15 protein-coding genes are annotated in these 13453 nt (G+C 46.8%); 2 read left to right on the top strand and 13 right to left on the bottom strand.

The genetic code is table 11. The annotated features are described in order from the left end of the window. Positions 1 to 10: 10 nt before the first annotated feature. From AC1DLI_RS04865 to uptA, 5 genes are all read right to left on the bottom strand, one after another. Positions 11 to 457, bottom strand: a complete 447-nt coding sequence (locus AC1DLI_RS04865; RefSeq protein WP_477600175.1) for an RrF2 family transcriptional regulator — start codon at positions 455 to 457, stop codon at positions 11 to 13. Positions 458 to 558: 101 nt separating this feature from the next. Then, positions 559 to 2817 (bottom strand): Tex family protein, encoded by a 2259-nt coding sequence (locus AC1DLI_RS04860; protein ID WP_477600173.1) that lies wholly within the window; start codon positions 2815 to 2817, stop codon positions 559 to 561. A gap of 23 nt (positions 2818 to 2840) precedes the next feature. Continuing rightward, positions 2841 to 3500, bottom strand: a complete 660-nt coding sequence (locus AC1DLI_RS04855) for an MBL fold metallo-hydrolase (protein ID WP_477600648.1) — start codon at positions 3498 to 3500, stop codon at positions 2841 to 2843. Between the two features lie 13 nt (positions 3501 to 3513). Next, positions 3514 to 4080, bottom strand: coding sequence for a thioredoxin family protein (locus AC1DLI_RS04850; protein WP_477600171.1), 567 nt, complete (start codon positions 4078 to 4080; stop codon positions 3514 to 3516). Between the two features lie 66 nt (positions 4081 to 4146). Then, entirely contained in the window at positions 4147 to 4755 is a 609-nt protein-coding gene (uptA, locus tag AC1DLI_RS04845; RefSeq protein ID WP_477600646.1) for an undecaprenyl phosphate transporter UptA, read from the bottom strand. A gap of 168 nt (positions 4756 to 4923) precedes the next feature. Here uptA and AC1DLI_RS04840 point away from each other — a divergent pair, with 168 nt between their 5' ends. Next, the gene (locus tag AC1DLI_RS04840; protein ID WP_477600169.1) at positions 4924 to 5373 is read left to right on the top strand and encodes a cupredoxin domain-containing protein; all 450 of its coding nucleotides are present in this window, start codon (positions 4924 to 4926) and stop codon (positions 5371 to 5373) included. Positions 5374 to 5452: 79 nt separating this feature from the next. Then, positions 5453 to 5764, top strand: coding sequence for a dehydrogenase (locus AC1DLI_RS04835; protein ID WP_308994257.1), 312 nt, complete (start codon positions 5453 to 5455; stop codon positions 5762 to 5764). Positions 5765 to 6047: 283 nt separating this feature from the next. Here AC1DLI_RS04835 and AC1DLI_RS04830 read toward each other — a convergent pair whose 3' ends face one another. From AC1DLI_RS04830 to rfbB, 8 genes are all read right to left on the bottom strand, one after another. Further along, positions 6048 to 6233 carry an H-type small acid-soluble spore protein gene (locus AC1DLI_RS04830; RefSeq protein ID WP_477600167.1) on the bottom strand — a complete coding sequence of 62 codons (186 nt, stop codon included), beginning with the start codon at positions 6231 to 6233 and terminating at the stop codon, positions 6048 to 6050. Positions 6234 to 6286: 53 nt separating this feature from the next. Next, positions 6287 to 6469: a hypothetical protein gene (locus tag AC1DLI_RS04825; RefSeq protein ID WP_477600165.1), complete on the bottom strand. Its 183-nt coding sequence runs from the start codon at positions 6467 to 6469 to the stop codon at positions 6287 to 6289. 119 nt (positions 6470 to 6588) lie between these two features. Continuing rightward, the gene (gene cls, locus AC1DLI_RS04820) at positions 6589 to 8013 is read right to left on the bottom strand and encodes a cardiolipin synthase (RefSeq protein ID WP_477600644.1); all 1425 of its coding nucleotides are present in this window, start codon (positions 8011 to 8013) and stop codon (positions 6589 to 6591) included. A 153-nt stretch (positions 8014 to 8166) separates the two neighbouring features. Continuing rightward, positions 8167 to 9138, bottom strand: a complete 972-nt coding sequence (locus AC1DLI_RS04815) for a glycosyltransferase family 2 protein (RefSeq protein ID WP_477600163.1) — start codon at positions 9136 to 9138, stop codon at positions 8167 to 8169. Then, the gene (locus AC1DLI_RS04810; RefSeq protein ID WP_477600161.1) at positions 9128 to 10534 is read right to left on the bottom strand and encodes an undecaprenyl-phosphate glucose phosphotransferase; all 1407 of its coding nucleotides are present in this window, start codon (positions 10532 to 10534) and stop codon (positions 9128 to 9130) included. Before AC1DLI_RS04810 ends, AC1DLI_RS04815 begins: the two co-directional genes overlap by 11 nt. Positions 10535 to 10626: 92 nt before the next feature. Further along, positions 10627 to 11571, bottom strand: a complete 945-nt coding sequence (locus AC1DLI_RS04805) for a glycosyltransferase family 2 protein (RefSeq protein ID WP_477600159.1) — start codon at positions 11569 to 11571, stop codon at positions 10627 to 10629. A gap of 8 nt (positions 11572 to 11579) precedes the next feature. Then, a complete protein-coding gene (rfbD, locus tag AC1DLI_RS04800) occupies positions 11580 to 12428 on the bottom strand; it encodes a dTDP-4-dehydrorhamnose reductase (protein ID WP_477600157.1) in 849 nt (282 codons plus the stop codon). Position 12429: 1 nt separating this feature from the next. Beyond that, the gene (gene rfbB / locus AC1DLI_RS04795) at positions 12430 to 13452 is read right to left on the bottom strand and encodes a dTDP-glucose 4,6-dehydratase (RefSeq protein WP_477600155.1); all 1023 of its coding nucleotides are present in this window, start codon (positions 13450 to 13452) and stop codon (positions 12430 to 12432) included. Between the last annotated feature and the right edge of the window lies 1 nt (position 13453).

The raw sequence follows: 13453 nt of genomic DNA, 5'->3' as shown, positions 1-13453 counted from the left end.
CATTAACTCTCTAAATCGAATAAGATACCGTTCTTTCTGCAAGCTGTGCAATCGTATACTGCTTCAGCGTTTCAATCGTATTTTGCTCGATTTCATTCGCAATATCCATAAAGGCAGATTTCATGCTTAGCCCGGAATCATGGATGCCTATCGTTTCCAGCATACCGCTGCAAAGAGGCTCTCCAACCTTAAGGGCAATATAAACCTCGGCAAGTGTAATCGTCTCGGGCGGACGCTTGAGCCTATAGCCTCCATCACGGCCTTCCCTCGTTTCGATAATTTGCCCTCCGGACAGCTTGGCCATCACTCTTCGCAGCTGCGTCGCTTCTGACTTCAAACAATCGGCAATGGCTGCGCTCGGATACGTGTCTGACTTCCGCGATAAGATAACAAGCGCCTGGAGCGCCAATCCAAACCATTTAGGGTGAGCGGTACCGCTGATTTTATTTGCTTTCATAGTCATCTCACTCCTTTTGTAGGGTAGTTTGCGATGTCCAAGGCTTTATTATAAGTATAAAGGGTCTGCCTGATAACAGGCAAACCCTTTGTATGGATAGGTTAATTAGGCTTGCGCATCGTTAAGCTTACGCGCCCTTTTTTAAGATCCACGCTAAGCACCCAGACGGTAACCGTGTCGCCGACGGAAACGACGTCCATCGGACGCTTGACGAATTTATCGCTCAGTTGCGAGATATGAACGAGTCCGTCATTTTTGATGCCTATGTCAACAAAAGCACCAAAATCGATTACGTTGCGCACCGTACCATGAAGCTCCATCCCTGGGGACAAATCCTCGATGTTCAAAACATCCGTATGAAAAATTGGAGGAGGCAGCTCTTCGCGCGGGTCACGTCCCGGTCTAAGCAAGCTGTCCATAATATCCCGCAAGGTTGGAACACCCACGCCAAGCGTGGGGGCAACGCGTTCGGTGTCAAGCTCTGCCAGCTTCGCCTTAAGCTCCTCAGAGCCTAGTTGCTTCAGTCCAAGACCAAGCTCGCTGAACAGCTTGTCTACCACTTCGTAGGACTCCGGATGGATTGGCGTGCTGTCTAAAGGATTTACCGGCTCGGCAATTCTTAGAAATCCGATGCATTGCTCATAGGACTTTGCGCCAAGCCTTGGCACCTTTTGAAGCTGGGCACGCTTTACGAATCTGCCGTTCTCATCGCGGTATTTTACGATGTTTTTCGCAATCGTTGCATTTATACCTGCTACATAGGAGAGCAGCGAAGCAGATGCCGTGTTAACATCTACACCGACATGGTTAACCGCGGACTCCACGACCCCGCCCAGCGTTTCATCCAGTCGTTTCTGACTTACGTCATGCTGATATTGTCCGACCCCAATCGCCTTAGGCTCAATCTTAACGAGCTCAGCAAGCGGGTCCTGCAGCCTGCGGGCAATCGAAACCGCACTGCGCTCTGCCACGTCAAGCGACGGAAACTCCTCTTGAGCAAGCTTAGACGCCGAATAGACGCTTGCGCCCGCTTCATTGACAATAATATATTTGAGCTCCGGTCCGCCCGCTCCAGCCGCCTTACGCTTCCCTATTAAGGCAGCGATAAACTGCTCTGTCTCACGCGATGCGGTGCCGTTGCCGATAACGATTAATTCCACTTTATACTTGTCGATTAAGCCGTTAATCAGCTTCTCTGCTTCCGCTACCTTGTTGTTAGGGGGCGTTGGATAGGAAACCGCGACCTCCAGCAGCTTTCCGATATCGTCAATGACGGCAAGCTTGCAGCCCGTACGAAAAGCCGGATCCACGCCAAGCACGATATTTCCCCTTACAGGCGGCTGCAGCAGCAGATTTCGCAAATTTTCGGAAAAGATTGAAATAGCATGCTCCTCTGCTTTCTCGGTAAGCTCGCCGCGCACCTCGCGCTCAATCGACGGCGAGATCAGACGCTTATACGAATCCTCGATGACGGCAGTCAGCACATCGCGCACTGACTGTGCTGTACCGTTTCGGAGCACCTTGCGATTGATATGCTCATGGATTCGCTCTGAAGGCACATCAAAGTTGACACGCAGCACATCCTCACGCTCGGCGCGGTTAATCGCAAGCACGCGATGCGGAGGCAGCTTACGAACCGGCTCTTGATAGCTGTAGTACATTTCATAAACCGTTTCTTCAGCTGCGTTTTTTGCTTCTGTCTTCATAATGGCTTGATCGAAAGTGAACTTCCGCACCCAAGCCCGAATTGAAGCATCGTCCGCCAAATTTTCAGCTATGATATCCATCGCGCCGTTCAAGGCATCCTGGGCAGTGGGCACGCTTTTCTCAGCGTTAACATAACGGGCTGCTTCAGCAAGGGGATCGCCGCTGCGCGGCTGCGACCACAGCCACTCGGATAAAGGCTCCAAGCCTCTCTCTTTTGCCACGCTGGCTCTTGTTTTGCGTTTTTGCCGGTACGGACGGTAGAGATCCTCGATTTCCTGCAGCTTCACAGACTTGATGATATCCGCTCGCAGTACTTCCGTAAGCTTGCCTTGTTCATCAATAAGACGAATAACCTCACGCTTGCGCTCTTCCAGATTTCGCATATACTGCAGCTTTTCTTCAATCGATCTCAAATCGTTCTCATCAAGCTCACCGGTCATTTCCTTACGGTACCGAGCGATAAAAGGGATAGTATTGCCTTCATCAAGCAGGCTAACTGCCGATTTCACCTTTGTTACCGGGATCGATAACTGCGCGGCAATGCCCGCAATGATGCGCTGGCTTTCGGCTGCCTTTTGTTCTGCTGTCAGCTTCGATTTCCCTGCGCTCTCCTCTGATTCCTCTGTAAAATGCTGAACCTTCGTATCCGCCAAACGTCATGCCCCTTTCTTATGCATCATGCTCCCGTATAGGGGTTATTCGCCATTTCAAATCCAATTGTCGTACGTCCGCCATGCCCCGGGTAAACGATGACATCCGGGCTCAGCTTGTACAGCTTCAAACGAATGGAATCGTACAAATCCCTTTCGCGTCCGCCTGGCAGATCCGTCCGGCCAACCGACATTTTGAACAATACATCGCCTGAGAAAAGATGGTTACCGCACAAGAAGCTGACACTGCCGGGAGAATGGCCCGGCGTGTGCATAACGCGGAAGGATAAGCCGAGCAGCTTCAGTGTTTGGCCTTCTGCTAACGCATATTCAGCAGGATCCGTTGAGAGAGGAGGCGTCACATCCTGCCATCTCATTGAACCGTTTTTGCGAGGATCGGTTAGCCAATCCGCCTCTAGATCATGTATGTAGACCGGGCAGCCAGCGGCTTTGCGCAGCTCATCAACGCCGCCCATATGGTCGAAATGGGCATGTGTCAGCAGAATGGCCTCCACCTTTACACCATCCAGCCGCTCCAGCAGCTTTTTGGGATTCATGCCTGGATCAATAACAATAGCCCGCTCCGAAGGCTTCTCGCCTTCGTTAGCCGCCGGTTCCGTCACCGAAATGAGATAAGCATTGGTTTGTATGGGCCCAAGTGAAAATGTCTCGATTCGCATATTTATACTCATGGCTTTCTTAAAACGACTCCAACAAAGTGCGGAGCTCTTTCACGATCACGGATTGGTAGGCTGTACCTTCACCGTAACGCCGACCTATTTCTTGCCTTGTTACCGCAAGCTTCTCTTGATAATCAGCTGCATCGCGGTCTGTGTTTTCCTGCTTGAAAGCAATCATTGCTTCCTGAACATGACTAGGACGCGGCCCCCATTGCCCTAGCACAGCCCCGCCTGTATCCGCAATAATAACGACAGGGACGGAACGGCCGCCCATTGTCAAAAACTGATCCATCGTATCCAGATGCTCTTCCATAATAAGCACCTCTGTCGGAACTCCGCTATTTTCAAGCGCTTTAAAAACAACAGGGATATTGCGTACGACATCGCCGCACCAATCAGCCATCAAAATCAACACGCGAAGATCATCACGATTGTTCAGCGACTCGAAATACTCCTTGTCGCTCTCATCGGTCCATGCGAATTTTTCGGACCAATCCAAAAACTGCTCTTTGTTTTTGGTCATGCCGTCGATAAATTGCTGCGGGCTGATGCCTTTGCCGAGCTTTTCTGCTATGCTTTTGCTCATTGAAATCCCTCTTTCATCTATTTATTTAATGGTTACTCAAAATAATAAGGATGCTTACAGCAATCATTATACCGATTTGCGGCGCGAACGTACAAATTTAAAGAGGACGTACACGATCAGCAGCGCAATGGCGATCAAAATGGCAGGCTGAACATATGGAGCCGCTTTTTCATCGATTTTATCCCAATTCTCGCCAAGCGTGCTTCCTAAATATACGAACAATATGGACCATGGAAGGGATGCCAGCGCTGTAAGGAGCGTAAATAAAGCAAAGTTCATGCGCGCCATGCCGGCAGGGATAGAAATAACCTGTCTCATAACGGGAACAAAGCGTGCCGTGAACACAATTCCCGCTCCGTAATTATTAAACCATTTTTCGGAAATATCGACATGTTTCTGTTTGATTTTGATATACTTCCCGTATTTCTCCACGATCGGTCTTCCGCCATAACGGCCAATCCAATATAAAATCCAGTTTTGTCCGATCGCTCCAAGCGTACCAAACAGAACTGCTCCCCAGAAGCTAATCTTACCTTGCGATACGAGGTAACCTCCAAAGCCTAACACAATTTCACTCGGAATAACCTCAATTAATAGTCCGATTAAAATACCGAAATACCCTAAACTCTCCACCCATTGCAGCACACCATCCAATAATTCATGAATAAAATCCATTCCTGCTCTCAATCCGCCTTCCTTCATAAAATATGGCTTTCACTAGCAAACTCTTGCGCTGAAGCTATTCTAACATACGATACGGACAGCCATCCACTTTTGTCATGTGCTGACAAGCCCTTGCATAGACTAGCCTTAAATGATACGAATGGATGAGGTGAGCGTTTCATGGCTAAGGTTTTTATTGTCAGCAAACGACAGATTCAATTGTTTATTGTTGTGGCCGTTTTAATCATTTTAACTGGTGTTTACTTGAGCTGGGATCGCTCGCGGGAGGTTAATGCGCAGGTGACAGAGCCACGTATCTTTCAGCTTGTAACCGGGGAATACAGTACGAAAACCGACGACGGCAAAGAGCTGGAGGTATACCGCTGGGACCCCGGCACGATTGTCGTAAACAAAGGCGAGCCCGTCGAGCTTCATATTACCGGGGTGAACGGAAACAGCCATCCATTCGTCGTTGAAGAGCTTGGCATTCGCGGCGAGGTTACCAAAGGGAAAACGACCGTTGTACGCTTCACCGCAGAGAAGGCCGGGACTTATCCCATTGTATGCTTGACCCATACCGATATGCGTCACGGTGGCCCAATGGTCGGGTACATCATCGTCAACGATTAAGCGAAACCGCAGCCCCTTAGATAGTGACCTACTCCTTCCTATCCGCATACATATGGGATAGAGAGGAGTCGGTTTAAGAATGAAAGCAAACTCACAAAAGCATACTGCCGGCTATCCGACCGCCCGAAAAATTCGCAGAGCCTGCAGCAATGAACTATACCGCACCATCAAGCGGATGAAGATTTGGGTATCGAAGGAAAAAATAGATCAGGCTGAAGCTGTTTATTTCAAAAAAGTCATTCTCAACCTGAAATGGATCGTCGAAAACGAGAGCAATCGCAAGGTTCAGTCCGATTGGTGGGACGAGAATGTCAGCGCCGAAATAGCGGAACTTTGGGAGGTTGACCGGGACCAGCTATGCGCCGCATTCCGGGAAGCTTACGGCGGCTAAAATTGTACGTAAAAAAACCTGACTGCCCGATTGGGTGCAGGTTTTTTTTTTGATCTTGTTGCTAGATAAATTGTCCTGCATATTAACAAACGAATAATGATGACGCTGACTCATCGCCATCTCTGAAATCCAGTTCTTTCTACCTACAAGCGTATACGACTGTCGCCGCCCTTCATTTTAGGATAAAAATTCATATTTGCCATGTAAAAAAGCCGAATAAACCATACTTCGGGCATGGTCCATTCGACTCCATACAGCATTTCAAAAAGGTACTGCTTAAGCCTTACTTTTCGATTTCCTTCAACCGGTCAACTGACACGGTTTTTGTATTGACTGGGTTGTTGTTAACCATAACCGTCGCCATTCCGTTCGCTTCGTCGACATTTTCAATCCAGACTGAGTCCGCATCCAGCATGACCGCAAAGGTCTGCTCCGATTCATAGATCTGCTTTGCGCGCGTTGTATCCATTAGATAAACACCTCCTTCGCTTTTTAGTAATATAACCACTCAGTAACGGTAAGTTATTTAGTTTCCGGTTCCATCGTGTCAGTCGTTGATTCGTCAATAAGGCCATTTTGGAGCGTGACATTTCCGCCGCCCAATCCTTCATTCACCATTCTGTCGATATCCATAAAATAATCATCTCGGCCCTCATGTTTAGGTTCCGCCGCTGCTTGTTTTGGATCATTGCTCGTTTCGCTCACGTTCATTCCCTCCCCCTATTTTTTTTGCAACTGCTAAGCCTTAGTCTTAAAGGCCTTGACGGCATCTGTTTAAGCCATCACAAAAAATATGCCCGAAAACGCGGATGAACATGCATCCGTTACAGCAGCGGAGATAACATATGGAGCAAAGCCTCGGTCATCTTTTGACGCTTAGGTCTAAGGTTGAACGTCTTGAGGTCCAGCTCTCTGCAGTTCTTTAAATCCTCTAAAAAGTCGGCTTCCAGCCTTTTAATCGCCCCTTCATCAAAAAGCACCGCATTCAGCTCAAAATTGCTAAGCAGGCTGCGCAGATCCACGTTAGCCGTCCCAACTGTCGCAAGCATTTGATCAACAATCATCACTTTCGCGTGAATAAACCCCTTTTGATAGCGATATACCTTTACTCCCGCCTCAAGCATTTCCTGAATATAAGACAAAGTTGCGAGCAGCACGAGCTTCGAATCTCCTATTCCAGGAATAATTAGCCTGACATCTACACCGCCGAGCGCTGCCGTCCTTAGCCCCATCACTAAGCTGGGATCCGGTATAAAATACGGCGTGGTAATATAAATTCTGGAGCATGCCGTATTTATCGCCGCAAACATAACCTCAACGATTTGATGATTATGCTGACCCGGCTTGCTTGAAACAATCAGCACATGTTCATTCCCCATGGCCGAATGCTTCGGCATATACTCCTGACCATTCAGCTCCACATTCGCCGCAAAAGCCCAATCGTTCATGAATAGCTCCTGCAAGTAGTAAACGGAATCGCCATGCAGCTGCAGATGCGTATCTCGCCAAAATCCAAGCTTCGGTTCCTTGCCTAAATATTCATCACCAATATTAATGCCGCCGAGGAAACCAACTTTGCCGTCAACAACAACGATCTTGCGATGGTTTCGATAATTCAATTTCCTGTCAAATAATGCAACTTTCGGCGGTAAAAAGCAGCTCGTCTCAGCGCCTGCGAGACGCAGCTCTTCAACAAAGGCAGCACTTAAATGCAAACTGCCAATTCCGTCGTAAACGACTCGAACCTCTATGCCTTCCTTTGCTTTTCGCGTAAGCACCTCCAAAAAACGTCTGCCGATTTCATCATCCCTAATCGTATAATAGTCCATATGTATATGATGCTCTGCGAGTTCAAGGTGACTGAGAATCGCTTCAAAGGTCTCATGTCCGTTCGTCAGAACGACTGTTTTATTGTTACGGGTAATTGGAAATGGAACAAGGCCGGTTAGCATTGCGTAGAGCTTATCCTGCTTCTGGAGCTGCTGGTTTCCTACTTGTTCGGCCCTTGAAGCCTTCTCGGATATTTGATTCGCGTATCGTACTGTCTCTTCCTTAAACCGTTCTATCCGTCTTCTTCTTGTGAAGTCTTTGCCCAGTATGAGATATGCGATAAATCCAATTATAGGGCATGCAAAGGTGATCAGAAGCCATGCAGTCAGCTGTGCTGGACGCCGATGCTCCATAATAAATACAGCAGCTAATTGTAAAATATAAACGAGAAGCGCAGAAGTGAGCACAATGGACCACATTATCAATAAACACCTCGTTTCCTCCTAGCCAGACGGACTGACAAGTGTCTCTAGTTTGAACGTGCGCTTAGAAACGTATACTTCGTCAAATAAAAAAAAGCCCCGCTGATTCATACGAATCAGAAGGGCTTGCAAGCAGTGGCTATGAGATGATTATTGCCTCATTGTAATTCCCGGGGATTGCTTCTCAATATGAGTTAGGATAAGGCGATGCATACTTAGTCTTCTCGTAATAAACGCGGGAAGCAAACGATAATTCATGCCCAGCTTGTAACCAAGAAGCTTCGCCGCAGATTCCGCAACAAGCAACGGTATAAGCTGCCATTGACGGGTTATGTGGAGCTCCTTGAGCTGCAGCTTCACAAGGTTCGAGCCAGCTTTGCCGACTGCGCTATAAGGCGTAATCCAGGTGTTGCATCGCATGGAAATCCCGTTATCGAAATACCTTTTGAATTGCTCCGCAACGGAATAATCATGCGAATGAAAAACAGCAGCATCGGCGCAATAAGCTACCCGATAGCCGCTTAAGATACATTTTGCAGCCATAAATAAATCCTCATTAAATATAACTGGCTCTTGGAAACTGCCCATTGCTTCAAACACCTCGCGCCGAATGGCCGAACAAACGTTAGAGCAAAAAAACGTTTTTAGCCCGAGCTCATCCAAATCCTCGTAGGACTTCATTTGGGACTCGGCTGGATAGTTATGCTGTCTAGCAAGGCGCTCCAACTCATTCGCTCCTGGCCTTGGAAGCTGTCTGGCATAAGCATAAACAGCCTTATCCCCTGTGATGAGCGGCCTCGTCAGCTCCTCGATGAGCTTTTCATTATAAGGCATCGCATCCTGAGTCATAAACATCAAAATGTCACCCTTGGCTTGTTTAGCAGCGCGGTTTCGTGTACCGCCATGATCAAATTCGCTTCGCAGCACGTTTAGCACTTGTGCGCCAGCCTCACGCGCCAGCTCCGCCGTTCCATCATCCGAGCAGGAGTCTATGACAATGATTTCGTAAGGGGGAAGAGACTGCTGTTGCAGCCCCTTGAGCAGCTCTTTTAGGTCCGGACCTGCGTTTAATGTAGGAATAATAACGGATACTCGGCATGCTCCATTGCTGTTAATAAGCATTTTTGTTAATCAGGCCCTTCAGAACCGTTTTGAAAATAATTTTGATATCAAAGAAGAACGTCCAGTTCTCGATATAGAAAATATCAAATATAATGCGGTCTTTTATCGAGGTATCGCCTCGTAGTCCATTCGTTTGTGCCCAGCCGGTTATCCCAGGCCTAATCTGGTGCTTAATCATGTATTTTGGAATTTCTTCTTTAAACTGATGAACGAAATAAGGACGCTCAGGACGCGGTCCTACAACGCTCATATGTCCAAGCAGCACGTTGAAAAACTGCGGAAGCTCATCCAGGCTTGTACGCCTTAGGAAGCTGCCAAATTTGGTTCGGCGCGGATCATTCTGTACCGTCCACTGCGTATCCGATACCGAATCAGTCGAAATATGCATGGAGCGGAACTTAAACATGTAAAAGGTCTTTCGATCAAGCCCCATTCGCTCCTGTTTGAACAAAATCGGACCGGGAGAGGTCAGCTTAAGAGCAATAACGGTAAACAACATAATTGGCGAGGTTATAATGATTGCCGCTATTGAAAAAGCGATATCAAACCAACGTTTGAGTATGCGGTTGCTTAGCTCATCCAGCGGAATATCCCTAACGTTAATAAGAGGGATACCTGCAAAGTTATCAAAGAAAGGCCTCGCAGGCAGTAGATCAAAGAAATCTGGGATAATAAGTGTTTTTACACCAGTCCGTTCGCACACTTCAATGATTTCGGCATATTTCGTGTGTGCCTCGAGAGGCAGCGCAATGATGACTTCATCAATCGGAGCCTTCTCCAGCTTTATTCGTAAATCATTTAGCATGCCGATTATCGGTTTCATATGCTGATGCTCCGGCGCATGCTCCGTTTGATAATCATCGAGGAAGCCAACTACCTCGTAGCCCAGATCAGGATGCTGCTGTAAATTGGTATAAAAGCTGCGGCCCACAGACCCGGCGCCTACAATAAGAACAAACCGTTTATTAAAGCCTTTACGGCGGAACGATGCGAGGATCGATTTTACCCAGTATCGATAGGCTGTAATGGCAAAGAAATTCATTACAAAAAAGATCGCTAAAAATTCCCGGGAAATATGTACTTCACGAGTGAAGAAAAACAAGCTGAGCAACCCTAGAAAACTTATCGTTTGGATCTGTAAAATTCGCAACACTTCATAGGAGTAGTTTTTTCGTCGTTTGGGTGAGTAGAACTGAAGATAGAATCCGATAAGGACCGCGGAGAAGGAATAAATCGTCCCCCACAGCAAGTAAGTAGAAAACGAAACAGAGTTGAAGCTGGGCAGCAGACCGCTATAAAATTTAAGCCAATACGCTGCCATAAATACGACCAATGCGCAAAATAGGTCAGCCAACATATACAATTGTGTCAGGAACCTTTGGTTTTGCCTTAGCATTCGCCGTTTCCACCCTCATTCTCTTAGATTTCGACTCTATCTGCATTTTACCAAAAATAGAACGCAAGCAGTACCCTATATTTTCCCAACCCTTAAATTGATTTGGATTTACCTTTATTTTGTTTGGCTTTAGTCTTAACCCATCTGCGTTTCTTGAGCATTTTCGGAAATGAGCGGAGAATAGTTGGCCAGCAATGAAGAAGACCCGGCTCTCTCAACACGATATAACCAAACTTAATAACCTCAGTCGCTAAAATATACGGTCCTATTACTATGGAATGCCAGCCTATCGGTTCATTTTTCAAAAGAGTAAAAAAACGATTCTGATAGGAATGCTGTCTCACGAACAGTGGAATGCTGCTGCGACCGCCCTTCTTCCAACCTCTATCATGTACTGCTTTCGCCGAAGGCAAATAATATGACTTCCAGCCAAGCGTCTGAGCTCGCCAAGCAACATCAACATCTTCCTTATAAGCAAAAAATTGCTCATCAAAAAAATCGCCTTCGAATTCAATATCCCTTATCATTGTTGTTCGGAATACTGCCGCAGCACCCGACACACCGAATACAGCTTGTTTCGAATTCCAATTAGAAACAGGCTCTCCTGCGCCAAGATCAAAAGCGTTTCTCGTTCGTTTCATGCCTAAACCCGCGCTATCCATTACATCCTTATTTGACGAAAAAACAAGCTGGCCAGTCGCGCTACCAACCGCTTTGTGTTGTTCCATAAAACTAATAATCTCAAATAAATAATTAGGTTCTATCGTTACATCAGGATTTAAAACGAGTACATAATCCGAACGGGTTTGACGAATAGCCTGATTCTGGCCTCCGGCAAACCCGTTATTCACTTCATTTTCTATGAATTGCACCTGCTTCGAATATCGCGTTACACGCTCTGCCGTTCCGTCAGTTGAAGCATTATCAATTACGACAATGCTTTCAACCGGGAAGGTTTGCTTCAAAACAGCCTCTAAGCAGCTCTCAATATCTTTCGCGCTATTATAAGTTACGATACAAACACTTACTGTTGGCATAACTTTTATCACTCACTGTCTTTTAGATAGTGGTTTAACGCTTCTCGCCATGGCCTTAGTACGTTAAGACCATTACTGCGAATTGCAGAATGATCCATGACCGAATATCCCGGTCTAGGCGCCGGCCTAGGAAAATCAGCCGTTGTACAAGGTTCTAGTAATATGTTCGAGCCACTATCCTCAAAGATTGCTTTGGCAAAATCATACCAAGAACAGATTCCGCTATTAGATGCATGATAGATTCCATAATATTCCGTTTGTACAAGTTCAATTAAAAATGCTGATAAATCATAGGTATAGGTCGGCGACCCGATTTGATCCGCCACCACCTTAATCTGGTTGCGTTCGCCTGCCATTTTCAGCATTGTTTTCACAAAATTATTTCCATATTTTCCAAAAACCCACGATGTCCGCACGATGTAATATCGATCGTGCAGCGTCTGAACCAGCTGTTCGCCTGCATATTTCGACTTTCCGTAGACTGTTCGAGGATTCGTTTGGTCATATTCATTGTAAGGTGTTGTACCCGTGCCATCGAATACATAATCCGTGCTTATATAACAAAGCTTAGCGCCTACTTCGCGTGCAGCAACTGCTACGTTACGCGTTGCCGACGCATTCACACGAAAGGCCTCATCCGGTTCGGATTCGGCTTTATCAACTGCAGTATACGCAGCACAATGAATAACGACATCAGGCTGGTGAAGCGTAAATATATTGCGGCATGCTGGCAGACTTGTAATATCCAGTTCATTACGGCCAAATCCAATGATTTCGGCTGTTTCTGTCGTCCACTCGGCCAATTCGCGTCCGAGCTGTCCGTTCGCGCCTGTTATCATGATCTTCAATTTAGACATGTTATTCGTTCGCCTCCAGGCGATCCTTGTATTGGATATCATAATATTGCTGATAAGCGCCTGAAGCTACCTGCTCCATCCATTCGGTGTTGCTGAGGTACCAACGAATCGTTTCCTTGATTCCGTCCTCATAATTGAACTTCGGCTGCCATCCTAGCTCATTGCGGATTTTATCTGCATCGATGGCATAGCGGCGATCATGTCCAAGGCGGTCCTTCACATAGGAGATTAGTGTTTCGGGTTTTCCAAGCTCTTCAAGTATTGTACGAACCACCTGAAGATTGTTCCGCTCATTCCGTCCGCCTACGTTATAAACTTCACCAATGCGGCCTTTATGCAGAACCAGATCAATAGCACTGCAGTGATCCTCTACATACAGCCAATCGCGCACATTCAGGCCGTCGCCATAAACAGGAAGCGGTTTATCTTGTAGCGCGTTCTGTATCATTAATGGAATAAGCTTCTCCGGGAATTGGTAAGGACCATAATTATTAGAGCAGCGCGTAATATTGACGTTTAGACCAAAGGTCTCATGGTAAGCACGAACAAGCAAATCCGCACCTGCCTTGCTAGCCGAGTAAGGACTATTAGGAGCAATTGGCGTATCTTCGGTAAAGAGCCCGCTCTCGCCTAACGTACCGTATACCTCGTCGGTAGACACCTGCACGAATTTAGTAACATTATATTGCTTTGTGAGGTCAAGCAGTGTTTGCGTGCCTAGGATGTTCGTCTGCACGAAAATCTCCGGATGTAAAATGCTGCGATCAACATGCGATTCCGCTGCAAAGTTAATCACTGCATCGATGCCTTGTTGGAATAAGGGCTCTAATTCACTCCGCTTCGCTATATCAGCTTTTACAAATGAGTAGTTAGGATGCTGCTCTATGGACCGCAGATTTTCGAGATTGCCTGCGTATGTCAGAGCGTCAACGTTTATGATTTCGTAACTCGGGTAATTTTGAATCATATATAAAACGAAGTTACTGCCAATAAACCCGGCACCGCCGGTAATTAGTAATTTCATG

It is taken from the genome of Paenibacillus sp. 01T443 (genome assembly GCF_056398325.1).
Note: the sequence above shows the minus strand (reverse complement) of the source record. Positions and strands in the feature narration are given on the sequence as shown.